This is a genomic window from Nonomuraea sp. NPDC049400 (genome assembly GCF_044466425.1).
Lineage (GTDB): Bacteria > Actinomycetota > Actinomycetes > Streptosporangiales > Streptosporangiaceae > Nonomuraea.
In genome coordinates, this window is the sequence record NZ_JBITMP010000035.1 from 97948 (window position 1) to 119190 (window position 21243).

At 70.9% G+C, this 21243-nt stretch carries 23 protein-coding genes; 12 read left to right on the top strand and 11 right to left on the bottom strand.

Translation table 11 applies throughout. The features are described 5' to 3' along the window. The first annotated feature begins 101 nt into the window (after positions 1 to 101). The 3 genes from ACIBVN_RS40505 (at position 102) to ACIBVN_RS40515 (ending at position 4190) form a co-directional block, all read left to right on the top strand. Positions 102 to 836, top strand: coding sequence for an alpha/beta hydrolase (locus ACIBVN_RS40505; RefSeq protein ID WP_397145593.1), 735 nt, complete (start codon positions 102 to 104; stop codon positions 834 to 836). A gap of 611 nt (positions 837 to 1447) precedes the next feature. Beyond that, positions 1448 to 2884, top strand: coding sequence for a carboxylesterase family protein (locus ACIBVN_RS40510; protein WP_397145594.1), 1437 nt, complete (start codon positions 1448 to 1450; stop codon positions 2882 to 2884). Positions 2885 to 3167: 283 nt separating this feature from the next. Then, entirely contained in the window at positions 3168 to 4190 is a 1023-nt protein-coding gene (locus ACIBVN_RS40515; protein WP_397145595.1) for an alcohol dehydrogenase catalytic domain-containing protein, read from the top strand. A 30-nt stretch (positions 4191 to 4220) separates the two neighbouring features. Here the strand turns inward: ACIBVN_RS40515 and ACIBVN_RS40520 are convergent, their stop codons facing one another. Next, positions 4221 to 5153, bottom strand: coding sequence for a helix-turn-helix domain-containing protein (locus ACIBVN_RS40520; protein ID WP_397145616.1), 933 nt, complete (start codon positions 5151 to 5153; stop codon positions 4221 to 4223). A gap of 130 nt (positions 5154 to 5283) precedes the next feature. On the opposite strand from ACIBVN_RS40520, the gene ACIBVN_RS40525 reads away from it, so the two are divergent. From ACIBVN_RS40525 to ACIBVN_RS40545, 5 genes are all read left to right on the top strand, one after another. Then, positions 5284 to 5601: an MmcQ/YjbR family DNA-binding protein gene (locus ACIBVN_RS40525; RefSeq protein ID WP_397145596.1), complete on the top strand. Its 318-nt coding sequence runs from the start codon at positions 5284 to 5286 to the stop codon at positions 5599 to 5601. Continuing rightward, a complete protein-coding gene (locus tag ACIBVN_RS40530; protein ID WP_397145597.1) occupies positions 5598 to 5966 on the top strand; it encodes an MmcQ/YjbR family DNA-binding protein in 369 nt (122 codons plus the stop codon). The genes ACIBVN_RS40525 and ACIBVN_RS40530 overlap by 4 nt, the downstream gene beginning before the upstream one ends. A 261-nt stretch (positions 5967 to 6227) precedes the next feature. After that, positions 6228 to 6728: a MarR family winged helix-turn-helix transcriptional regulator gene (locus ACIBVN_RS40535; RefSeq protein WP_397145598.1), complete on the top strand. Its 501-nt coding sequence runs from the start codon at positions 6228 to 6230 to the stop codon at positions 6726 to 6728. Continuing rightward, positions 6719 to 8047 carry an MFS transporter gene (locus ACIBVN_RS40540; protein ID WP_397145599.1) on the top strand — a complete coding sequence of 443 codons (1329 nt, stop codon included), beginning with the start codon at positions 6719 to 6721 and terminating at the stop codon, positions 8045 to 8047. The genes ACIBVN_RS40535 and ACIBVN_RS40540 overlap by 10 nt, the downstream gene beginning before the upstream one ends. A gap of 84 nt (positions 8048 to 8131) precedes the next feature. Further along, entirely contained in the window at positions 8132 to 11128 is a 2997-nt protein-coding gene (locus ACIBVN_RS40545; protein WP_397145600.1) for a Tn3 family transposase, read from the top strand. A gap of 16 nt (positions 11129 to 11144) precedes the next feature. Here the strand turns inward: ACIBVN_RS40545 and ACIBVN_RS40550 are convergent, their stop codons facing one another. Next, complete coding sequence (locus tag ACIBVN_RS40550) at positions 11145 to 11492, bottom strand: ArsR/SmtB family transcription factor (protein ID WP_397145601.1); 348 nt, start codon at positions 11490 to 11492, stop codon at positions 11145 to 11147. 80 nt (positions 11493 to 11572) lie between these two features. Between ACIBVN_RS40550 and ACIBVN_RS40555 the strand changes: the two genes are divergently transcribed. The 4 genes from ACIBVN_RS40555 to ACIBVN_RS40570 all read left to right on the top strand — a co-directional run bounded on the left by ACIBVN_RS40555 (position 11573) and on the right by ACIBVN_RS40570 (position 16013). After that, a complete protein-coding gene (locus tag ACIBVN_RS40555) occupies positions 11573 to 12682 on the top strand; it encodes a flavin-containing monooxygenase (protein ID WP_397145602.1) in 1110 nt (369 codons plus the stop codon). Positions 12683 to 12831: 149 nt separating this feature from the next. Next, a complete protein-coding gene (locus ACIBVN_RS40560; RefSeq protein ID WP_397145603.1) occupies positions 12832 to 14229 on the top strand; it encodes an FAD-dependent oxidoreductase in 1398 nt (465 codons plus the stop codon). A 48-nt stretch (positions 14230 to 14277) separates the two neighbouring features. Next, positions 14278 to 15633 carry an MFS transporter gene (locus ACIBVN_RS40565; protein WP_397145604.1) on the top strand — a complete coding sequence of 452 codons (1356 nt, stop codon included), beginning with the start codon at positions 14278 to 14280 and terminating at the stop codon, positions 15631 to 15633. Then, positions 15630 to 16013: a metalloregulator ArsR/SmtB family transcription factor gene (locus tag ACIBVN_RS40570; RefSeq protein WP_397145605.1), complete on the top strand. Its 384-nt coding sequence runs from the start codon at positions 15630 to 15632 to the stop codon at positions 16011 to 16013. The genes ACIBVN_RS40565 and ACIBVN_RS40570 overlap by 4 nt, the downstream gene beginning before the upstream one ends. Positions 16014 to 16041: 28 nt before the next feature. On the opposite strand, the gene ACIBVN_RS40575 is transcribed toward ACIBVN_RS40570, so the two are convergent. The 9 genes from ACIBVN_RS40575 to ACIBVN_RS40615 all read right to left on the bottom strand — a co-directional run bounded on the left by ACIBVN_RS40575 (position 16042) and on the right by ACIBVN_RS40615 (position 21108). Beyond that, the gene (locus ACIBVN_RS40575) at positions 16042 to 16476 is read right to left on the bottom strand and encodes a hypothetical protein (RefSeq protein ID WP_397145606.1); all 435 of its coding nucleotides are present in this window, start codon (positions 16474 to 16476) and stop codon (positions 16042 to 16044) included. 14 nt (positions 16477 to 16490) lie between these two features. After that, on the bottom strand, positions 16491 to 17435 hold the full coding sequence (locus ACIBVN_RS40580; RefSeq protein WP_397145607.1) for a hypothetical protein: 945 nt from the start codon (positions 17433 to 17435) through the stop codon (positions 16491 to 16493). A 38-nt stretch (positions 17436 to 17473) separates the two neighbouring features. Next, the gene (locus tag ACIBVN_RS40585) at positions 17474 to 17929 is read right to left on the bottom strand and encodes a hypothetical protein (RefSeq protein WP_397145608.1); all 456 of its coding nucleotides are present in this window, start codon (positions 17927 to 17929) and stop codon (positions 17474 to 17476) included. Positions 17930 to 17941: 12 nt separating this feature from the next. Then, positions 17942 to 18343 (bottom strand): GNAT family N-acetyltransferase, encoded by a 402-nt coding sequence (locus ACIBVN_RS40590; RefSeq protein WP_397145609.1) that lies wholly within the window; start codon positions 18341 to 18343, stop codon positions 17942 to 17944. 233 nt (positions 18344 to 18576) lie between these two features. After that, positions 18577 to 19122 (bottom strand): hypothetical protein, encoded by a 546-nt coding sequence (locus ACIBVN_RS40595; protein WP_397145610.1) that lies wholly within the window; start codon positions 19120 to 19122, stop codon positions 18577 to 18579. Positions 19123 to 19152: 30 nt separating this feature from the next. Next, positions 19153 to 20082 carry a tyrosine-type recombinase/integrase gene (locus ACIBVN_RS40600; RefSeq protein ID WP_397145617.1) on the bottom strand — a complete coding sequence of 310 codons (930 nt, stop codon included), beginning with the start codon at positions 20080 to 20082 and terminating at the stop codon, positions 19153 to 19155. A gap of 2 nt (positions 20083 to 20084) precedes the next feature. After that, a complete protein-coding gene (locus ACIBVN_RS40605) occupies positions 20085 to 20468 on the bottom strand; it encodes a hypothetical protein (RefSeq protein ID WP_397145611.1) in 384 nt (127 codons plus the stop codon). Next, on the bottom strand, positions 20465 to 20800 hold the full coding sequence (locus ACIBVN_RS40610; RefSeq protein ID WP_397145612.1) for a DUF6225 family protein: 336 nt from the start codon (positions 20798 to 20800) through the stop codon (positions 20465 to 20467). The genes ACIBVN_RS40605 and ACIBVN_RS40610 overlap by 4 nt, the downstream gene beginning before the upstream one ends. Beyond that, a complete protein-coding gene (locus ACIBVN_RS40615; protein ID WP_397145613.1) occupies positions 20797 to 21108 on the bottom strand; it encodes a hypothetical protein in 312 nt (103 codons plus the stop codon). Before ACIBVN_RS40615 ends, ACIBVN_RS40610 begins: the two co-directional genes overlap by 4 nt. Between the last annotated feature and the right edge of the window lie 135 nt (positions 21109 to 21243).

Below are 21243 nucleotides of genomic sequence, written 5' to 3' on the forward strand. Positions count from 1 at the left end.
CCGTGAACGCAGTATCGACATGGGTGCTCCCCTCTGGGGTCACGGTCGGGCGATAGGTCGTCCGGGAGCGCCGTTCAAGAGCACTCCCGAAAGGCACGACCTTGCGATTCACTTCTGAACAGCGCCTCGACGACGGCGTCGTCGAACGCGAATTCACCCTCGGTGAGATCCCCGGCATCCTGTGGACGCCCTCATCCGCGTCCGCACCGGTCCCGCTGATCCTGCTCGGCCACCCCCCGCTCGGGCTGCGCAAGATGTACCCCCGGCTGGTGGTGCGGGCCCGGCAGGCCGCGGCGGATGGCTTCGCCGCCGCCACCATCGAGCTTCCCGGGAGCGGTGACCGGCCCCGTTTGGCCGGTGCCGAGCAGGCCGGCGCCGACCTGCGCCGGGCTATGGAGGCCGGCGAGCCGGTCGGTGACGAGATCATCGACGCCCTCATCCTCCCGCTGGTCGACAAGGCGGTCCCGGAATGGCAGGCCACCATGGACGCCCTCCTGTCGCTGCCCGAGATCGGCGGCCCGGTCGGGTACTCGGGGGGAGTGATCTCCATCGGCATCCGGCTTGCGGTGGTTGAGCCGCGCATCGTGGCCGCCGGCTTCTTCGCCGGGAGTTTCGTGCCTCGCACCATGTTCGAGGAAGCCCGACAGGTCACCATTCCGCTGCATGTCCTGCTGCAGTGGGATGACGAAGGGAACGACAGGCAGGCGGCCCTGGACCTGTTCGACGCCTTCGGCTCCAAGGAGAAAACGCTGCACGCCAACATGGGCGGGCACACTGGTGTCCCGCAGTTCGCCGGGAAGGACGCGGCCGGGTTCTTCGCCCGGCATCTGCGCTAGCCGCAGGCCAGGGCCCGCCGCCAGGCCAGCAGCAGGCGGTAGGCGGCGCCGGCCAGCACGCCGCTCATCGAGGACAAGCCTCGGCCCTCCTCGATAGCGGTGGCCAGCAGATACACAGCAGATACACAACCGCCCCGACCGGCTGGTACCGGCCGGTCGGGGCGGCGGGCTACTTGCTCATCAGAGAGGAAATCCACAGGCATGAGCAGGAACGCTAGGACGCTCGACCAGGGCAAACAGCCGTCACCGAATCGTCGTCAAGATCGACTCTCTAGCGCCAAAACTCCGGTCCGATCCTCCCCGGAGACCACCTTGCTGGGGCTCAGCATCCACGATGTGATCACGAATCGCATCGTGATCACACACAGCTACGTTGGGGCTGGAGCCAGCTTCGGGAGCGGAGGGCCGGTACGGACAGCGCACCGCGTCCTCGTCGAGGAGAGCCATCCGGGGAGCTCCGGGTGTCTCCTGGCGACTATGAGCTGTCCGCCCCCAACGGGCCGATATGCCGGAAGCGAGCTCATCATGGATGAGTGCCGCGGATCTCACCGTCCGTGACGGCGACGCGGCAGCCCCGACGCAACACCCTCCCTGCGCCCGAAGGAGATGCCATGACCGACACCGCACCTACGGTCCCGACTGCACCAGGGGTGCGGTCTTGGTGGGGGATCCCGTACGCCACCGCCGAGCGGTACCGCCGCCCAGTGCTGGTGGACTTCGATCCGGAGCGACCCTACGACCGCAAGGGTGTCGCCCCGGTCCAGCCCGACAGCGGCGACTGGCTGGAGGCGGACAGCGGGATGGGCGAGGACTGCCTGAACCTGAACGTGTGGGCTCCCGAGGAGCCTGCCGGGGAGGCGCTCCCGGTGGCCGTGTACATCCATGGGGGCGGATTCGAGTACGGCGCGAACACGCAGATCACCTCGAACGCCTCCGGCCTGGCCGCGACGGGACGCGTGGTGGGCGTGTCGATCAACTACCGGCTCGGCGCCCTGGGCGCGGTCTCGCTCTCGCAGTACGGCGGGCGGCTCGCCGAGGCCAGCAACCTCTGCCTGCAGGACGTCATCGCCGCGCTGACCTGGATCAAGCAGAACATCGCCCGCTTCGGCGGCGACCCCGGCAACGTCACCGTCTACGGCCACAGCGCCGGCGCCTTTTCCACCTTCGGGCTGCTCGGCGCCCCCGCCGCCAACGGCCTGTACCGACGCCTGGCCGGATTCTCCGGAGGCCCCTCGCGTATCCAGCCGGCCTGGTGGGCCGAGGAACTCGCGCACCGGTTCGTCACCGAACTCGGTGTCGCGGACAACCCGGACAAACTGCTCGATCTCGACACGGCCGCGCTGGTGGCCGCCCTGCACAAGGTCACCCCGACAGACATCGGCGTCCGCGGCGGGATGTTGGGCACGAGTATCGGTGTCGTCCTGGACGCCGGACAGCCCGGAGCGGTGCTGCGCGCCCACCCCATGGACGTCCTGGCCTCCGGTACGCACCGGGACGTGGACGTCCTGCTGAGCGCGGCCAGTGACGAGATGGGCTGGTGGGTGGCGAACGACCACGACCGGTTCGACCCGCACACCGTCGAGGCCGTCACCGACGAAGTCGCGGGGTGGCGCCTTACCCGTTCCCGCGCGAAGAGGATCGTCGACGCCTACGACCGGGGCGGCCGCACCCCGGCCGAGGTCCGCGCCGCGTACCTGACGGACTACGCCTTCGCCCTGCCCGCGGCCCGCGGCGCCCTGGCCCACGCCGCTGCAGGCGGCAACGCCCACCTCCTCCTGATCGGGCCCGCCGAGGGCGCACCCGCCGTGCACGGCACCGAGATGTATGCCCTGGTCGGTCAGGAGCAGCCGGGCCGCGGCGCCGAACAGACCGAGCGTGACACGCGTATCCGCGACATCGTGCTCGACTTCGCCACCGGCGAACGGACCCGTCTGTGGCCCGCCGTCACGGACCGGCCCACCTCGGGAAGCGTCGGTAACCCGCCCTTCGAGACCACCGCCCACTACCAGGCCGTGCTCGACTTGTTCGATAACATCGCCCGCCCCTGACAGCCACCCAGCGATACAGGGTCGCGGAACGGCGCAGGGCCGTCGTCGTTACCCGGCCCGGCGGCCTGGACGCATTGGAGCGAACACTGCGCCGCCGCCCTGACTGCCGGGCATCCCGATACCGGGTGACCGGAGCGGTCGTCGCCGGTCGAGTACGCCGCCGTAGGTGATGACCTCCATCGGGTGGAGGCGGACGACGACCTCGCCGGGCACGCCGCTGCGTCTGGAGCCACGGCTGCGGGTTCACATCTCAGCGGGCAAGAATACGAAAGAGGAGTTCGGTATGAACCAGCCGACAGCAGCCGACGACGCCGCACCGGCGACGATGCGGGCCGTCGTCGTCACCCGGCCCGGCGGCCTGGACGCACTGGAGATCAAGGATGTGCCGGTGCCCGTACGCACGCCGGGCTGGGTGCGGATCAAGGTGAAGGCGTTCGGCGTCAACGAGTCCGAGGTCACCACCCGCAAGGGCGAGTCGGACCCGGAGGTCACCTACCCCCGTATCCCCGGCATCGAGGGCGTCGGCGTGGTCGACCAGGCCGACGAGGACAGCGGGCTGCGACCGGGCCAGCAGGTGGCGACCATGATGGGCGGCATGGGCCGCTCGTACGACGGTGCCTACGCCCAGTACGTGACCGTCCCCGCCGGGCAGGTCATCCCGTTCCAGACCAGCCTGCCGTGGGACGTGCTCGGCGCCCTGCCGGAAATGTTCCAGACCGCGTACGGCTCGCTGACCCGCGGCCTGGACCTGAAGGCCGGGCAGACGCTGCTGATCCGCGGCGGCACCTCCACGGTGGGCCTGAGTGCGGCGACGATGGCCAAGGAGATCGGCGCCACCGTCATCTCCACCACGCGGCACGCCAACCGTGTCGACGAGCTGCGGGCGATGGGTGTCGACCACCCGGTCGTGGACGACGGGCGCCTCGCCGAGAAGGTTCGCGACCTCGTGCCGCAGGGCGTCGACACGGCGCTGGAGCTGGTGGGCTGCACGGTCCTGCCGGACACCTTCGGATGCGTGCGAGTGCACGGCACCGTGTGCTTCACCGGCGCTCTGGCGGGCGGGTGGTCCATCCCCGACTTCACCCCGTTCATGATCCCGAGCGGGGTGCGGCTGACCAGCTACGCGGGCGAGGCCGCCGACCTGCCGTCCGACGTCTTCGCCCGCCAGCTCCAGGCCCTCGCCGAAGGCCGCCTCACGGCCCCGGTCGCGAAGGTCTACCACGGCCTGGAACAGGTCAGTGACGCCCAGGCCGACGTCGAGTCCGGCACCATCCCGGGCAAGCACGTCGTTGTCCTGAACGACTGAGAGACGAGCCTGCGGGGCGCCGCACTCCGCTCACGGATCGGTCGTCAGCGCGCGGGCTGCGAAGGCGGCTGGGGTGATGCCGGTGCGGTCGCGGAAGAAGCGGCCGAAGTTCGCGGGATCGCTGAAGCCGAGGTGGGCGGCCACACTCCGGGCGTCCCACCGGGCGCTTCCCAGCAGGCGCCGGGCTTCAAGGAGGCGCCGCTCGTCGATCAGGTCACGCACCCCTTTGCCAGTGGCGTCCCGAGCGGCGCGGCTGAGGGTGCGGACCGAGCAGCCCAGCAGCTCGGCGTAGTCCGCCGCCCGGTGCAGTTCGCGGAAGTGCAGCTCCAGGGCGTCCACGAACCGACCATAGGTATCACCACGGCCCGTGCCGGTCGTCGCCGCACCCGTGGGGGTGATGCCGGGGGCGTTGGCAAGGCGCAGCAGCAGCGATTCGAGCAGGCTGCGCCGCAGGGCATGGTGGACATCCAGGGGGCGATGTCCAAGCGCCCGGTGTTCGTCAAGGAGCTGGAGTGCCGTCTGCTGGAGCCACGCGGCGTCGTCGGGGTGCGGGCTCAGCACGGCGGGGGCCTCGCGCGCGGTGATCGGGGCCAGGAGGCGGGCGGTGCCGGGTGTCAGTACGTCCGGTTCGAACAGGATGAACGGGCCGCGGGCGGTGCCGGGCGGATGCCAGCACTGCGCGTGCCCGGGACGCACCCACAGCCACTGGCCGGGGGCGACCGTCCGCATGACGTGGTCGACATCGTGCCGCAGCTCGCCCTCGGTGACCGCGATGAGGTAGTGGAAGGTGGCGCGGCCCGGACGGGGCGGGTTCCACGGCCAGTCGTCGTGCTGGACGAAGAAGTCCTCGACGGTGCTCACCTCCAGCCCATAGGGAGTGCCGACCGGGGGCTGAAAACCGTACAGCGGAACCGCAGCAGGTCCGGCCAGCCCGCCCGGCCTGGGGTGTCGTCTGTCGACCATCACGTGTCCGCAGTCTACTGCCTGATTTGCCGCTTTCACGGAAAGGATGGGGGGTGCCGCCGCGACTGCGCGGCGCGCTGTTCGCGTCCCTCGGCGCCCAGCCCGCCACCACTCGAGGAAGGAAACGTTCATGAACGGACCGACCCTGCACAAGACCGCCGCCGACTGTGCTCAGGAACTTCCCGGAGCCCACCTGGATCATCCCTTCGGCGACGACTGGGAGGTCTTCAAGGCCCTTGCCCTGCGGAAACACAACAGCCACATAACCCCCGGCTACCACATGAACAAGAAGCACTGGATCACGCTGGAAGGCGGGGAAGGCGTCGATAAGTCACTCGTCAGGGAACTCGTCACCGAGTCCTACCGGCTCGTCGTCGCCCACCTGCCCAAGGCCGAGCAGCCCGTCGACCCGCACACCTGTGGCAGCGGCGCGCGGGCGGCCCGGTGAGCGCGGCCGGCGACCGGCTCCAGGAGACCGCCCGCCGGACGGCCCTCGCACTGCCCGGCGTCAGCAACGGACGCCCCTTCACCCCCCAGCTCGACGTGTACAAGGTCGCGGGCAAGGTGTTCCTGATCGTCACCGACGACCCGGACGAGCAGATCATCACGGTCAAGCGCGACCCCGAACTCGCCCGTGCGTACATGCACGGCCACGCCTCGATCACACCGGGCCGCTACCTCGACAAACGTCACTGGATCTCGCTCGGGCCGGGACCCGGCATCACCGAGCGCCTCGTCGCCGACGCGGTCGAGGATTCCTACGACCTGGTCGTCGAACGGCTGCCGCGACGCGACCGTCCCGGTGCCGGATAAGCCCCACAAGCGGCTGAGCCCTCGCTCGCCAGTGTCCCGTGCAAGGCTCGCCACGCCCGCACACATCCGCCAGCCGGACCGAACGCGTTGAGGGCGGCTCGTCGGTGAGCGGCAGCCCCGCGCCGGGGAGCCCTCCCGTACGGCCGAGCGGACGATGCCCGAACACATGGTGGAGCACGGCCACGAGCAGCGCCCCGACGCCGAATCTGCATGGCACCCCAAATCCAACAGTGGTTATATAAGCTCTGTTACAGTTTCCTCATGGCCGACCCTCAAGCGCTCGATCCCACCCAGCAGAGCCTCTGGCGCCCTCTGCGGCTTCTCCAGGCTTCCATGGACGCCGACATCGCCCAGATCTACTCCGAGGGACAGATCGAAGGGCTCAAACCGAGCTTCGTGATGGAGTTGCTCCGGCTCAACGCCTGCGGGCCCATGACCATCACCGAACTTGCCGAGTCGGTCGGCCGGACACATTCGGCGCTCAGCCAGAAGGTCGCCGCCATGCGCGCGGCCGGCTGGGTGGAGACCATCGCGGGTGACGACGCGCGCAGCAAGAAGGTGACGCTCACCGACAACGCCCGCAGCATCATCGGCCGCCTGGCGGCTGAATGGCGGGCCACCGAGGCCGCCGTCGCCGACCTCGAGGCAGAGCTTCCCTATCCGCTCTCCCGCGTCGTCGCCGACATCGAACAGGCCCTCGAGCGCAAGAGCTTCCACGACCGGATCGCCGAGAAGCTGGCGGAGGACCCCGCATGGGGCTGAGGCACACCCTGCTCGACGTGACCCCGCTACGGTCGTCACCGCAGTTCCGGCGGTTATGGATCGGCCAGGCCCTCTCCGGGTTCGGCAGCCAGATGACGCTCGTCGCCGTGATGTTCCAGGTCTGGCAGACGACCAAGAGCACCGCCTGGACCGGGGCCGTCGGCCTGGCCGGGGCGATTCCGCTGGTCGTGCTCGGGCTCTTCGCCGGATCGCTCGTCGACCGCGTCGACCGGCGCAAGGTCTACCTGCTCACGACCGGCGGGCTGGCTGTGTGTTCGCTCCTGCTCGCCCTTCAGGGCTTCCTCGGGCACCTCCCGGCCGCCGGGGTTGTGGCGCTGGTCGCGGCGCAATCCTGCTTCTCAGCCGGCGGCGGCCCCGCCTCGCGCACCTTCATCCCGCAACTGCTGCCCAAGCACCAACTGGCCGCCGGGCTCGCGCTGAACCGGATCGCCTTCCAGGGCGCCATGCTGATGGGCCCCGCGCTGGGCGGGCTGATCGTGGGCTGGCTGGGTGTCGGCGGCTGCTACTTGATCGACGCGCTGACCTTCGGCGCCGCGCTCTACGGCGCGTTCGGCCTGCCGCGGATGGGCCCCGGAGCCGAGCCCTCCCGCCCCGGCCTGCGCGGAGTGGCGGACGGCCTGCTCTTCCTGGTCCGCACCCCCGTCGTCCGCGGCGCCCTGCTCACGGACCTGGCCGCCACCGTGCTGTCGATGCCGATCAGCCTGTTCCCTCTGATCAACGCAGAACGGTTCGGCGACAACCCGCGCACCCTCGGACTGTTCCTCACCGCCATAGCCGTCGGCGGCGTCGCCGCGTCCCTGTTGTCCGGGACCTTCACCCGGCTCCCCCGCCCCGGCCTGGTCATGCTCGGCGGGTCCGCCACATGGGGCGCGGCCCTCGCGCTGTTCGGCATGTCGCCCCACCCGTGGATCGGGCTCGCCTTCCTCGTCCTGGCCGGCGCCGCCGACACCATCGCCGTGGTGTCCCGGAGCACCATCGTCCAGCTGCACACCCCGAACGAACTACTCGGCCGGGTCGGCGCCGCCGAACAGATCGTCGGGCAAGCCGGCCCCGACATCGGCAACATGCGCGCAGGCCTCGTCGCGGACGCCACCACGGGGACGGCGGCCCTGATCGGCGGCGGCCTGCTGTGCCTCGGCGCCGTCGCCGTGGTGGCCGCCATCACGCCGGACCTACGTTCGTCCCCAGCGGCGTCCCCCGACGCAGCAGCATCTAGGCTCCCCGCTCGGGTTCGCGCCACCAGCCCCAAAGTAACTCTGAGTAATGTTTCTGGTTCAGCACGTAGTGGTCACGGCTGAGCGGTACCGGGCCGTAGCCATGTTCGTGCCGAGCAGGCTGCTTGCGAATCTTCGGTGCGATCGGGGGAGAAGGGATCCCTGCCGATGCGCAGAGAATGGCAGCTGGAAGACCTCATCGAGTGCTGGACGTTGGATGAGGCCGAGGTCGAACTGCTGGCGAACAAGAGCGGCGCCACCCGTCTCGGATTCGCCGTAATCCTCAAGTTTTTCGAGCTGGAGGGCCGTTTCCCCCGCCGCGAGGACGTCCCGAAGGCGGCCGTGGACTACGTGGCGGGCCAGGTGAAGGTCGATCCAGTCCTGTTCGCCCAGTACCAGTGGGCGGGCAGCACGATCGAGTATCACCGGGCGCAGGTCCGCCAGTTCCACGGCTTCCGGCAGCCGACGGTCGCCGATGAGGACAAGCTGATCTTCTGGCTGGCCGGCGAGATCTGCCCGGTGGAGACCGCGCGAGAGCGGCTGCGGGCCGCGCTGCTGGCCCGCTGCCGGGAGGAACGGATGGAGCCTCCTGCGGCCAAGCGCATCGAGCGCCTGGCGGGAGCGGCCGAGGCGATGTTCGAGCGGGAGTTCACCGCCACCACGGTCCAGCGCTTGCCGGCCGCGGCTGTCGCCGCGCTGGAGGACCTGATCACGGTTCCCGATCCCGTCCCGGAGGGCGAGGAAGAGGGCGGTGAGGGCGGCGCGGCGCTGCGCAGCTTCTTGCAGGAGCTGAAGGAGGACCCGGGGCCGCTGCAGCTGGAGACGCTGCTGGCCGAGATCGTCAAGCTGGAGCGGGTCAAGGCGATCGGGCTGCCGGAGACCCTGTTCGAGGGGACCTCGGAGAAGGTCGTGGAGGCGTGGCGGGCGCGGGCGATGCGCATGTACCCCTCCGACTTCGCCGCCGCGCCGGAGGCGATCCGGCTGACCCTGCTGGCGGCGCTGTGCTGGGTGCGCAGGACCGAGATGATCGACGGCCTGGTCGAGTTGCTGATCCAGCACAAGATCAGCGTGCGGGCCGAGCGGAAGGTCGAGAACGAACTGAGCAGCGAGTTCCGGCGGGTGCAGGGCAAGCACGGCATCTTGGCCCGGCTCGCCCAGGCCGCCCTGGACCTGCCCGAGGAGCTCGTCCGCACGGCGATCTACCCGGTGGTGGGCACGGCCACGCTGGCCGACATCATCGCCGAGGCCAAGGCGAATGAGAAGGAGCTGCGGACCCGCGTGCGGGTCAAGCTGCGCGGCTCCTACTCGCGCCACTACCGGCGGGGCCTGCCCAAGCTGCTGCGCGCGCTGGACTTCCGCTGCAACAACACCACCTTCCAGCCGGTGATGGACGCGCTGGCGCTGCTGGAGCGCTACGCCGATTCCGAGGCCGTCTTCTACGATCACGCCGAGACGGTGCCGATCGAGCACGTGGTGCCCGAGGACTGGCAGGAGGCGGTGGCCGACGAGCGCGGCCGAATCGAGCGCATCCCGTACGAGCTGTGCGCGCTGGTGGCGCTGCGCAAGGCCCTGCGCCGCCGGGAGATCTGGGTGGAGGGCGGCAAGACCTGGCGTAACCCGGAGGCCGACCTGCCGGCCGACTTCGACGACAACCGGGACGTGCACTACGAGGCCCTGTCCAAGCCGCGCGATCCGGCGGCGTTCATCGCCGACCTGCAGCGCCGCCACACCGCCGCCCTGAACCGGCTGGAGACCGCGCTGCGCAAGGGCACCACCGGCGGGGTGACGATCACGCGGAAGAAGGGCGAGCCGTGGATCAGCGTGCCGCCGCTGGACAAGCAGGAGGAGCCGACCGGCCTGAAGGCGCTGAAGGCGGAGATCTCCCGCCGGTGGGGCGTGATCGACCTTTTGGACGTGCTCAAGGACGTCGCCCACGTCACCGGCTACACCGCCGCGTTCACCTCGGTGGCCTCGCGCACGGTCATCGAGGAGGCGGTGCTGCAGCGACGGTTGCTGTTGTGCCTGTACGGGCTGGGCACGAACGTCGGGATCAAGCGGGTCGCCGACGGGGTGGCCGCGGCCGCGCTGCCGGCCGACCAGCTCGACACCGAGGCGGCGCTGCGGCGCACCCGCCGGCTGTTCATCAACCGCGACAACCTGCGCGGCGCGATCCGCCTGATCGTCAACGCCACGCTGACGGCGCGCGATGTGGCCCTGTGGGGCGAGGGCACCTCGTGCGCGTCCGACTCGCGCAAGTTCGGCTCGTGGGCGGCCAACGCGATGACCGAGTGGCACCAGAGGTACCGCGGGCCGGGGATCATGGTGTACTGGCACGTCGAACGCCGGTCCGTGTGTATCTACAGCCAGGTCACGTCCACGACCGCCTCGGAAGTGGCCTCGATGTTCGAGGGCCTGCTGCGGCATCTGACGGACGCCGACATCGATCGCCAGTACACCGATACGCACGGCGCTTCGATCGTCGGGTTCGCCTTCTCCGAGTTGCTGGACTTCAAGCTGCTGCCCCGGTTGAAGAACATCGGCTCGGCGCGGCTGTACCGGCCCGGGATAGGTGAGGACGAGGCGTGGCCGCGCCTGGAGACGGTGCTGTCGAACAAGACCATCGACTGGGATCTGATCGCCCGCCACTACGATCAGATGATCAAGTACGCGACCGCGCTGCGGCTGCGCACCGCCGAGTCCCACCAGATGCTGCGCCGCTTCACCCGCGGCGGTCCCAAGCACCCCACCTACCAGGCGATCGAGGAGCTGGGCCGCGTCATCAGGACGATCTTCATTTGTGAGTACCTCGCGGATGAGGAACTCAGAAGGGAAATCGGCGAGGGCCTGAACGTGGTGGAGAACTTCAATTCCGCCAGCAAGGACCTGTTCTACGGCAAAGCCGGGGATCTGACCGGCGACGACCGCGAGCACGCCGAGGTCTCGGCGCTCGCGCTGCACCTGCTGGCCGCCGCCATCACCTACCTCAACACGCACCTGATTCAGATGGTGTTGCGCGATCCGGCCTGGACCAAGCAGCTGAGCCCGGCCGACCGGCGGGGGCTGAGCGCCCTGTTCTGGTCGCACCTGAACCTGTACGGCCGCTTCGAGCTCGACATGAACCGCCATCTGGAGCTGGGAGTCGCCGTCGCCGGTCCACCGCCGTGACCAGCGCGGCGGGCCGTCAGCAGCAGAATTTCAGGTAGCCCTGCAGGTCGCCGAGGATGCGGCCGACGCTGTCGCGGTCGCCGCGATACAGCACTTCCTTGCCGTCGCGGCGGGAGGTGACGATGCCGCCGCGACGCAGCAGGGCGAGTTGCTGGGAGGCGGCGGACTGGCTGATGCCGGCGCGTTCGGCGACCTGGTTGACCGACAGCTCGGCGCCCTGGGCAAACAGCAGCATGATCTGCTGGCGTCCTGGGTTGGCCAGGGCCTTGAGGAAGTCCTGGGCGGCCTGCGGCAGCTGCGGCGCGCACGTCGCGCCCGCCGTCCCGTCCGCCGGCGCGACTGATGATGTCGTGGTCTCGGCCATGCCCGCTCCCTCCTGTCCACCGCACTCTATCCTCATACCAACTTATTGACATATTAGAAAATGACGGTACGTTCTGCGGCATGCCCATCGACAACGGCCGCGACCGCGACCGCATCCTGATCGTCGGGGCCGGGCAGTCCGGCCTGGCCGCCGCGCATGCCGCCCTGGAGCAAGGGCTACGGCCCGTACTGCTGGAAGCCTCCGGCCAGGCCGCCGGGTCCTGGCCGCGCTACTACGACAGCCTCGCCCTGTTCTCGCCCGCGCGCTACAGCAGCCTGCCCGGTCTGCCCTTCGGCGGCGACCCTGAGCGTTACCCGCGCCGTGACGAGGTCGTCGCATACCTGGAGCGCTACGCCGCCGCCCTGATCGAGCGCGGCGCCGAACTGCGCACCGGCGCCCGCGTCGAGACCGTCCGCCCCGACAGTGCGCTCGGCATGAGCGGCTTCCTCGTGCGCCTGGCCGACGGGCGGGAGTTGACCGCCCCGGCCGTCATCGCGGTCAGCGGCTCCTTCGACCGTCCGCACCGGCCCGCCCTGCCCGGCCTGGACACCTTCGCCGGCTCGGTGCTGCATGTCGCCGACTACCGCTCGCCGGCCTCGCTGCCGGGCGAGCACGTCGTCGTGGTCGGGGCGGGCAACTCGGCGGTCCAGGTCGCCTTCGAGCTGGCCGCCGAGCGCCGGGTGACGCTGGTCAGCCGGGCGCCGATCCGCTTCGTCGAGCAGCGTCCCCTGGGCCGGGATCTGCACTTCTGGTTCCGCGTGACCGGGTTCGACCGGCTGCCGCTGGCCCGTGCGGAGGCTCCGCCCGCTTCGCCGGTGCTCGATGACGGCCGCTACCGCCGGGCGCTGCACCAGGGCCGCTTTCAACGCCGGGAGATGTTCACGCGCCTGGACGGCGATCACGCGGTCTGGCCCGGCGGCGCTCGCGAGCGCGTCGATGCGGTGCTGCTGGCCACCGGCTACCGGCCGAACCTGCCCTTCCTCGCCGGCCTGGGCGCACTAGACGCTGGCGGGCACCCGCGCCAGCGCCGCGGCCTGTCCCTGACCCATCCCGGCCTCGGCTATTTGGGCCTGGAGTGGCAGCGCACTCCCTCCTCCAACACCTTGCGCGGGGTCGGAGCCGACGCCCGCCGCGTCGTCGCCGCGCTCGCTCGCCACCTGCACGCAACCCGCCCGCACGCCCGTGCGTGAGCGGCCTCATCTCCGCATGCCCGCTGATTAGATACATCTCTAATTTGACATGCCTCTAAGTTGTCGGGCATCCTTCCGTCGAAGCTACTTCGACAGCCTTCAAAACAACACGGGCCGGCACGGCCCACGCAACCATGAGGAGACGCGTCATGAGCGGATGCTGCGGCCCCACCGCCGTCGAACTGGAGCCCAGCCGCCAGGCCGCCCAGCCCAGCGACCTGCCCATCGTGGTCATCGGCGCCGGCCCGATCGGCCTGGCCGCGGCGGCCCACCTCGCCGAACGGGGCCTCGACTTCGTGGTGCTGGAGGCCGGTGCGCGGGCGGGCGCGTCGGTCGCCCAGTGGGGCCACGTCCGGGTGTTCAGCCCGTGGAAGTACAACATCGACGCCGCCGCCCGCCGCCTGCTGGAGGCCGACGGCTGGAGCGCTCCCGACCCCGACTGGCTGCCCACCGGCGCCGAGCTCATCGAGGACTACCTGGCCCCGCTGGCCAAGCTGTTCGGCGACCGGGTCCGGACCAATGCGAAGGTGAGCGCGATCAGCAGGCTCGGCTACGACCGGGTCCGCACCGCCGGCCGCGAGCAGGCGCCGTTCCTGATCCGCCTGACCGACGGCGGCGAGCTGCACGCCCGCGCCGTCATCGACGCCTCCGGCACCTACGCCACCCCCAACGTGCTCGGCGCCTCCGGCCTGCCCGCCTACGGCGAGGCCGACGCCGCGGACCTGGTCGACCACGCGCTGCCCGATGTGCTCGGTGCCGACCGCGACCGCTACGCCGGCCAGCACGTCCTGGTCGTCGGCGCCGGCCACTCGGCCGCCACCACCCTGCTGGCTCTGGCCCAGTTGGAGGACACCCCGATCACCTGGGCGATCCGCGCGGGCAACGCCAGCCGCGCCTACGGCGGCGGCGAGGCCGACGCGCTGCCCGCCCGCGGCGCGCTCGGCACCCGCCTGCACGCCCACGTCGAAAGCGGCCGCATCCGCCTGATCACCGGTTTCTTCACCCACGCGCTGGAGCGCGACGGCGAGCAGGTGCGGGTGATCAGCCGCGATCCGTCCGGCCACGAGCAGAGCGTGACGGCAGACCAGATCGTCAGCGCGACGGGTTACCGGCCCGACCACGCCATCGCCGGCGAGCTGCGCCTCGACCTCGACCCGATCCTCGGCTCCACCCGGGCGCTCGCGCCGTTGATCGACCCGAACGCGCACTCCTGCGGCACCGTGCCGCCGCACGGGGCTGAGGAGCTCGCGCACCCCGAGGACGGCTACTACGCCATCGGCGTCAAGAGCTACGGCCGCGCCCCCACCTTCCTGCTCGCCACCGGCTACGAGCAGGCCCGCTCCGTCGTCGCCGCCCTGGCCGGCGACTGGGAGGCCGCCCGCGACGTGCAGCTCGACCTGCCGGAGACCGGCGTGTGCTCCTCCAGCCTGGCCGAGGCCCAGGAACAGCGGGTCGGCCTGGCCACCGGCATCAGCGGCGGCCTGCTCGCCACCCCGCTGCCGCTGGCGACCGCCGGAGCGTCCCAGGGTGGCGGCTGCTGCGGCTGACCCGCGCACCTCTCGCCCGCTGCCGCATCCGCTTTGAAGGAGAGCCTCATGCCCGCCGCCGATCCTCTCGCTGCCTCGGTCGGCGGCGAGAGCGGCCCTTCTGCCGCGCCGGGCCGCCCTTCGGGCAGCGATTGGCGGCTGGTGGCGGCGTTGGCCGTCACCCAGACCATCGGTTTCGGGGCGCTGTACTACAGCTTCTCGGTGCTGCTCACGCCGATGAGCCGGGACCTGGGCGCGAGCGCCTCGCGGGTGTCGCTGGCGTTGACGACCTCGGTGCTCATCGCGGCGCTGGGCGCGCCGGTGGCGGGCCGCTGGCTGGACGCGCGCGGCGGGCGGACCCTGATGACGGCGGGCTCGGTGCTCGGCACGCTGGCGCTGCTGGCCTGGTCGCAGGTGCACACCGTGGCGCAGCTGTACGCGGTGTTCGCGGCAGTCGGCCTCGCCTCGGCGATGGTGCTGTACGAGGCGGCCTTCGCCGTCATCGTCGCCCGCTTCGCCGCCCCGGCCCGCGCCACGGCGCTGCTCGCCCTCACCGTGGTGGCCGGGTTCGCCTCCTCCATCTTCATGCCGCTGACCGGCGCGCTGACGGCGGCCTACGGCTGGCGCCAGGCCCTGGTCATCCTCGCCGTGTTGTACGGCGCGGCCGCTATCCCGCTGCACGCCCTGGCCGTGCGCCAGCCCCGCCCGGCCCGGACCGTACCACCGGCACCGGATCGCCCGGCACCGGCTCCCGCCCTGGCGGCTGCCTCCGTGCCCGGCCGGACACGGCGCGGGGCAGTTGAGCGGGCGGCGCTGGTACGCACCGCCACCCGCCAGGCAGCCTTCTGGCTGCTGGCCGCCGCTTTCACCCTGCACGGCATCGGCGTGGCCACCATCTCGGTCCTGCTCATCACCTACCTGATCCACCTCGGGCACCCGCCGCTGCTGGCCGCGAGCGTGGCCGGGCTGCTCGGCGTGCTGTCGGTCACCGGCCGGCTGATCACCACCGGGCTGCAGCGCCGCCTGCCCGCCGCGCTGATCGCCGCCGCCATCTTCGCCCTGCAGGCCGTGGCCGCCGCCGCGCTCCCGCTGATCGGCGCCACCACCACCGGCGCCATCGCCGCGGTGCTGCTGTTCGGGCTCGGCTTCGGCGTGGGCACCATCACCAAGCCGCACCTGCTGACCGAACGCTGGGGCACCACCGCCTACGCCAGCCTGTCCGGCCGCCTGGCCCTGCCTTCCACCGTGGCCAAGGCCGTCAGCCCGGCCGCCGCCCTGGCCGTCGCGCACGCCGCCGGGTACGGGGTGGTGATGGCCGCCGTCACGCTGGCCTGCCTGATCGCCGCCACCGCGCTGGCCGGCTACCACCGCCTATCATTTAGACGAACGTCGAACCACCCGTCAGTCTCGGAGGCTCCCGCATGACCGCCACCAGCCTGCCCCTCGTCCCGAAGAGCAAGGACGCGCAGGACGCGGTGTGCTGCGCGCCGATCGCCCGCCAGCCACTCGGCGAAGACGAGGCCGCCGAGCTGGCCGTGCTGCTCAAGGCGGTGGCCGACCCGGTCCGGCTGCGGCTGCTGTCCATGATCGGCTCGCACGCCGGTGGCGAGGCGTGCGTGTGCGACCTCACCGACGCCTTCGAGCTGACCGCGCCCACCATCAGCCACCATCTGAAGGTGCTGCGCACCGCCGGGCTGATCGGCAGCGAGCGGCGCGGCACCTGGGTCTACTACTGGATCATCCCCGAGACGGTGAACAAGCTGGGCGCCCTGTTCACGCCACTGGTCGAGCCCGCCCGCCTCTGAACGTTCCCCGGTTGACGTTCCCGGTGGCTCACCGGCTCGGTGGCGTGCCGGCCTGAGCGGCGAGTGCGGCGATGGCCTCTTCGGCCGGGATCGCGGTGATGACCGCGCGGTTGTGCGAGCCTGGCAGCAGGCGGATGGTGCCGTCCGCCTGGGGAGCGGCCGCTTCGTCGGGGTCGGCGACGCGCGCGGCGAGGTAGGTGACACACCGGTACATGCCCAAGGGGATCTGGCGGCCGCCCAGCTGTGCGTGCAACTCGTGCATGACGGCGACGGGGGATTCATCGGCGGCGAGCGGCGGGCCGGCGGCGGAGTGGATCGGGAAGTCCACATACGTCCAGGTCGCCTCGACCGGGCCCTGCAGCAGCCGGGCCAGCCGCACGATCTGGGCCAGCTCCTGGTCGGATGTCTCGCCCGGCTCCGGGATCACGATGCGCTGGTAGCTGTGCGCCTGGATCACCTGCATGGCCTCCAGGATCTTCAGCTCCCGCCGGGCCTGCGCCGCCAGGTCCGCATCCTGCGCAGGCCACCACGTACCGCCAGCACGAGAGTGCTTCCCGGTACGAAGTCCGCGAGCAGGCGCATCGCCGGCAGCACGTCGGCGGGCGTCTTGCCGGGCAACTCAGCCAGGTCCACCACAGGCCGCAGGATGTCGTGGTCGCCGGCGTTGAGCAGGAATCGCAGGCGCAGCAAGCCGCTCGAGTCTTGGCCTTCCAGCCAGATGCCGGGGCCGTCCACGCCGCGTGAGGTGCGCACCTGCACCAGGTCCAGTGTGTGCAGCACGGTGTCGTCGGGGCCGATCAGGCGGACCTCCAGATCGGGACGATCACCGGCCGCACCGGCGGTGACCATGCAGCTGAGCCTGCCGGGGCCTGACTCGCCGGGCAGGCCGGGCGGTCCCGAGGTGCGAGCGATGCTGCCGTCGATGTCGGCGAAGGGGGCGCCGTAGCGCAGGAACTCCTCCACGGCCTGCTGCTCGGCCGAGTCGACGGGGACCTGCAGCTCGAAGGTGCCGGCGATCGGGCGCAGGCTGAACGACTCCACCGCCCGCGCCACCAATCGCATCACCAGGTAGTGCCGCTCGTTGAGCTGGAGGTATCGCACGAAGGCGATCAGAGCGCGGTCGTCCACGCCCGCGTCCCAGGGCAGTTGCCTCACCTGCCCTTCCCGGACCTCGAACTCGTACCGGTAGAACGGATCGACGTCGGTCAAGGCCGCGGCCAGGCCCTCGTAGCGCTCGATCGCGGCCGCCAGCAGGCTCTCCGCCGCAAGCTGCGCGGGCTCAGGCATGGGCCGGGCGCCCTGGAACGCCTGCGTCATCAGATGCGCGATCCGTTCGCCGCCGTCGCCGAAGTAGTAGGCGATCAGCGCCGGATGCTCGGCCGCCATGGCGTCGAGCCGGTCGCGGTCCGGGGTCCTGGTCATATCCGGCCGGAAATTCCCGCTAAGCAATGAGGCACTGGTCAGCGGGGCTCTTCCCTGGTAGTCCAGCCATGTTTGGTGATGAGCTTGGACAGCGCATTGCGGAGCTGATTGACGCGTTCTTGGGCGTCGGGGCCCTGGATGCCGATGGAGAGGGCGGAGTCGGTGGCGTAGTAGGTGGTGTGGCATCCCTCGGCGGCGACCCGAGCCGCAGCGTGGATCCGGCCCCGGAGCCGGATGAGCTTGCGCTGGTCGGTGACGCGGTCCAGGCCATCGATAGTGAGGTAACACAGGAAGGGGCCGGGAACGGTGAGGGGTCCGTCGGGTAGCCCGGTCTCGAGTGCCTCACGGATTTTCGCTCGGTCGGAGCTGCGCATCGGGCGGCGGCCGAGCCAGTTGGGCCAGCCGTCTTGGCGTTGGGGAACGGTGTAGTCAGGCGCGGCAGCCTCGGCATCTGCTGGGGATGCGGGGGCGGACTGGTGGTCGGCGTTGTCCATGGCGTGGCGTTGTCAGATGTCGTGTTCGATCACCGCGCGCGGTGGCGGGATGCGGTCATCAGAGAGGCTTTTCCGGTCAAGCCCGGTGTGGGGACACGACGGACCGTGCGCGGTGAAAGCCGCTCCTGTCTCGGCGCTCATGATCGGGAAGAACTTCTTGGCTTCCGGGGACTGGCCCGAGGTGATCCAGGCGTACGCCGGTCCGTCGCGCAGGGCACGGTGGATCAGGCGACGGCCGAGCCCTTGGCGCTGCCATTCCTGGTCGATGGAGATCTTGTTGATGCTGCCGTGCCGGCACGCATCGCAGACCTGCCAGACCAGGCGGGCGATGTCGTAATCGTCGCGGTCGTAGACGTAGATCTCGCGCAGCCCTGCCGGGTCGGTCGGCGGCAGGTAGACGAAGCGCAGCGGCACAGACGGTGTGCTGATCCGCACCCACCACCAGCGCAGCCTCGACACCCCCTGTACCGGGATCGGGCTTCGGTTCCTGCCCATGGTGATCAGCCTTCCTTCGGCGGCAGCGTGACCCAGCCGACGGTGCGGGCACGTGGCGCGGCGTGCTGGGAGAGGAAGTCCTGGCGGCGAGCGGTGGTCATGGCGCGGCGGCTCCAGAATTCGGCGGGGTGGTCGGCTGGTCTCCGCAGTGCTTACAGACGGTTGATCAGGTGGATGGGCTGACCGTCTTCCTTCCGCATGACGATGACGGCGAGCGTCTGCCCGGGGTAATGCACCGCGCAGCAAGAGCAGACGGACATGACGAGGTCGTCTTCGGCGAGAGCTGGAGCGGCCGCGCGGAAGGCGTCGGCGTCGACCTCGTGGTACGGCTCCACGGTGAAGGCGATGAGCTTCTTGCCGCGATACCAGCCGCGTAGGTGATCCACCATGCCCCCGCCCCGGTGTGGCTCTTCGAGGTAGCAGAGTCCCGGCTCCTCCTCACGATGGCGGCGGCGGTGCAGGGTGCCGCGGGGATCACGCAGATAGCAGGGGCATGGGCTGGGCTTGACCGTAATGCCGCGTTCGGCGAGCTGAGCGATGCGCCGTTTGCTGAGCACCGCGGCGACGACCCGGTCCACGTCGTCCTCGTCGGTCATGGCGTCCAGCGCCGCGGCCGCGGCGGCCAGTCGTGCCCCGCGTGGCTTGTCGGCGGGATCGAAGAAGCGTTCCCAGGGGTTGTGCGGTGTCCGTCGGATCATCGGGGCACTCTTCCTTCGGGGTAGCGCGGGTCAGTGGCGTCGGCGGCCGGGGTCGTGCTCGGCGAGCGCGGCGGCGACGGCTTCGGTGCTGGGCTGGACGTAGATGCCCAGGGTGCGCAGGTTGCGGTGGCCGGACAACGCCATGAGCATGGAGGAGGACCAGCCGTCCTCGCCCAGGTGGGTCAGCCGGGAGTGGCGCAGCTGGTGCAGGGTGTAGCCGGCCCCGGCCGGGTCGATGCTCTTGGTGGCCTGTTTGAACAGGTACTCGGCGCGCTCGTAGGACAGGCGGGCCCGGCCGGTGACCGGGCACAGGTCGGCGGCGGCGGGGGTGCGGGCCGGGCCGGGCCGCCGGTCGGTCAGGAAGACCGGGCCGCGGGTACGGCCGGCGAGCAGGCGGGGCAGCAGCCGGGCGGTGCCGGCCTGCCACAGGATCCAGTCGGTGGTGCCGCCCTTGCGGCGTACGCGGCCGCGCTTGGACTCCGGCACGAGGTCGCCGACGTCCAGCCCGAGAACCTCGGCGGAGCGGGCCGCGCTCTCATACAGCAGCCGAAAGAGTGTCTTGTCGCGCAACGGCAGGTCGCGGCGCTGCCACAGGGCCTCGATCAGGTACCGGTCGATGACCTTGGTGGTGTCGGTGGTCTCCCGACGGCGCTCGACCAGAGCGGCCAGATCGGTCATGCCCCAACGGGCGGCGGTCCAGGTGGTGAAGGAGCGCAGCGCGGAGCGGTGGCGGTTCCAGGTGCGGGCGGCCGCGTTCTCCCACACTGCGGTGAACACCGCTGCCGTCTGCTCGGCCGTCAGGTCGGCCAGCAGCACGCCGTCGCCGAGCTCGGTGCGCAGGCGGGTCAGCGTCTGGCGGTAGGAGCGCAGGGTGTCAGCGTCGAGGTCTCGGCGGTTCAGGAACGCGGTGGCGGCGTCGGCCAGCGTCGGGCCACCGGCGAGCGGCAGGACCTGGGCCATCGTCACGGGGATCCGAGGTCCTCGGCGTTGCGGAGGATGAACTCCGCGTCCGCCAGCGCGTTCATCGCCGCGGCGGTCAGCGGCGCCTGCGCATACAGGGCGGCTTCCAGGCGGTGGTGGGCTTGGACGTCCATGCGCTCGTGGGTGGCATCCTCAGCGCCGTCCAAGTCGTAGACGAGCTCGGGGTCGGCCTCGCCGAGCAGGAGCCAGAGCTGGTGGGCCTGCACGATGACCGGCCCGTCGTGGTCGAGGGCCGCCGCCAGGTCGGGAGCCGGCGTCCAGGCAGTGCGCTGGTGGTCGGCCAGCACGCAGGTCAGCAGCGCGATGTCGGCCGGATCGACGGTCACCATCTCGGCTGCGGCGGCCGGGGACAGGAAGTTGTTCACCGGGCCCGCCGGTCGGGCCGGGTCGGCCGGATGTGCAGGACGTCGGTGGTGTGCCAGGCGCACTCCAGCGCGAACAGCGGGTCGCGGTCCAGGCCGTAGTCGTCGCCCCAGCCGATCCGCCCGTGGCCCGCGTCCACGATGATCTGGTCGTCGGCCACATCCTCCTCGTCCGTGGCCACGTGCACCACGATCGGGTCGTCGTCGGCCAGGTGCGCGATGGCCGCCCGGAGCTGCCCCGCGGTCCACGCGCGCCGCCCCTTGGCGTCGGTGACGGTTTCCCAGGGCACGGTCGTGGTCCGCGCCACCTCGCCGTCGCTGGTCTGGTCGCTCATGCTTCTCCCTGCCCGTTGCCCAGGCCGAGGTGGAAGTTCGGCGCGATCCGCTTCATGGGCTTGCCCATCCGCATGCTGACGATGTCGGCGTCGTCGCTGGACATCGCGGCCCGGATCGACATGCCGCCGAGCGAGCCGGCGACGCGCTCCAGGTCCTCGACGCTGTACTCGTCGGTGCGCCAGCCGAGCGAGCGCATGTGCTCGGCGAGCAGCCGCAGTTTGCCGGCGGTCTCGAAGGCGTGCTGGGCGAGCTCGCCGGCGGCGCGCTGTTGGTCGGGGGTGGGGTCTGGTGCGGGTTCGGGGATCACCGGCGGGCTCCTATGTGACAGGGAACGTGTTGCCTTCGACCCTAGGTAGCTGGTGTAAAGCGGTCGATCCCGGCCGGTTGCATCTCGATCGCGATCTGCTGAGCCGGGCCTGTGATCGAGCTTGGTGGCCCGATC

Excerpts from the sequence above, each read along its gene's own strand:
- ACIBVN_RS40595 (WP_397145610.1), bottom strand. The coding sequence starts at position 19,122 with ATGATCCGACGGACACCGCACAACCCCTGGGAACGCTTCTTCGATCCC.
- ACIBVN_RS40550 (WP_397145601.1), bottom strand. The coding sequence starts at position 11,492 with ATGGCCGAGACCACGACATCATCAGTCGCGCCGGCGGACGGGACGGCG.
- ACIBVN_RS40565 (WP_397145604.1), top strand. The coding sequence starts at position 14,278 with ATGCCCGCCGCCGATCCTCTCGCTGCCTCGGTCGGCGGCGAGAGCGGC.
- ACIBVN_RS40545 (WP_397145600.1), top strand. The coding sequence starts at position 8,132 with ATGCGCAGAGAATGGCAGCTGGAAGACCTCATCGAGTGCTGGACGTTG.
- ACIBVN_RS40610 (WP_397145612.1), bottom strand. The coding sequence starts at position 20,800 with ATGAGCGACCAGACCAGCGACGGCGAGGTGGCGCGGACCACGACCGTG.
- ACIBVN_RS40515 (WP_397145595.1), top strand. The coding sequence starts at position 3,168 with ATGAACCAGCCGACAGCAGCCGACGACGCCGCACCGGCGACGATGCGG.
- ACIBVN_RS40560 (WP_397145603.1), top strand. The coding sequence starts at position 12,832 with ATGAGCGGATGCTGCGGCCCCACCGCCGTCGAACTGGAGCCCAGCCGC.
- ACIBVN_RS40600 (WP_397145617.1), bottom strand. The coding sequence starts at position 20,082 with ATGGCCCAGGTCCTGCCGCTCGCCGGTGGCCCGACGCTGGCCGACGCC.
- ACIBVN_RS40585 (WP_397145608.1), bottom strand. The coding sequence starts at position 17,929 with ATGGACAACGCCGACCACCAGTCCGCCCCCGCATCCCCAGCAGATGCC.
- ACIBVN_RS40570 (WP_397145605.1), top strand. The coding sequence starts at position 15,630 with ATGACCGCCACCAGCCTGCCCCTCGTCCCGAAGAGCAAGGACGCGCAG.
- ACIBVN_RS40575 (WP_397145606.1), bottom strand. The coding sequence starts at position 16,476 with ATGCAGGTGATCCAGGCGCACAGCTACCAGCGCATCGTGATCCCGGAG.
- ACIBVN_RS40555 (WP_397145602.1), top strand. The coding sequence starts at position 11,573 with ATGCCCATCGACAACGGCCGCGACCGCGACCGCATCCTGATCGTCGGG.
- ACIBVN_RS40580 (WP_397145607.1), bottom strand. The coding sequence starts at position 17,435 with ATGACCAGGACCCCGGACCGCGACCGGCTCGACGCCATGGCGGCCGAG.
- ACIBVN_RS40535 (WP_397145598.1), top strand. The coding sequence starts at position 6,228 with ATGGCCGACCCTCAAGCGCTCGATCCCACCCAGCAGAGCCTCTGGCGC.
- ACIBVN_RS40525 (WP_397145596.1), top strand. The coding sequence starts at position 5,284 with ATGAACGGACCGACCCTGCACAAGACCGCCGCCGACTGTGCTCAGGAA.
- ACIBVN_RS40510 (WP_397145594.1), top strand. The coding sequence starts at position 1,448 with ATGACCGACACCGCACCTACGGTCCCGACTGCACCAGGGGTGCGGTCT.
- ACIBVN_RS40520 (WP_397145616.1), bottom strand. The coding sequence starts at position 5,153 with ATGGTCGACAGACGACACCCCAGGCCGGGCGGGCTGGCCGGACCTGCT.
- ACIBVN_RS40540 (WP_397145599.1), top strand. The coding sequence starts at position 6,719 with ATGGGGCTGAGGCACACCCTGCTCGACGTGACCCCGCTACGGTCGTCA.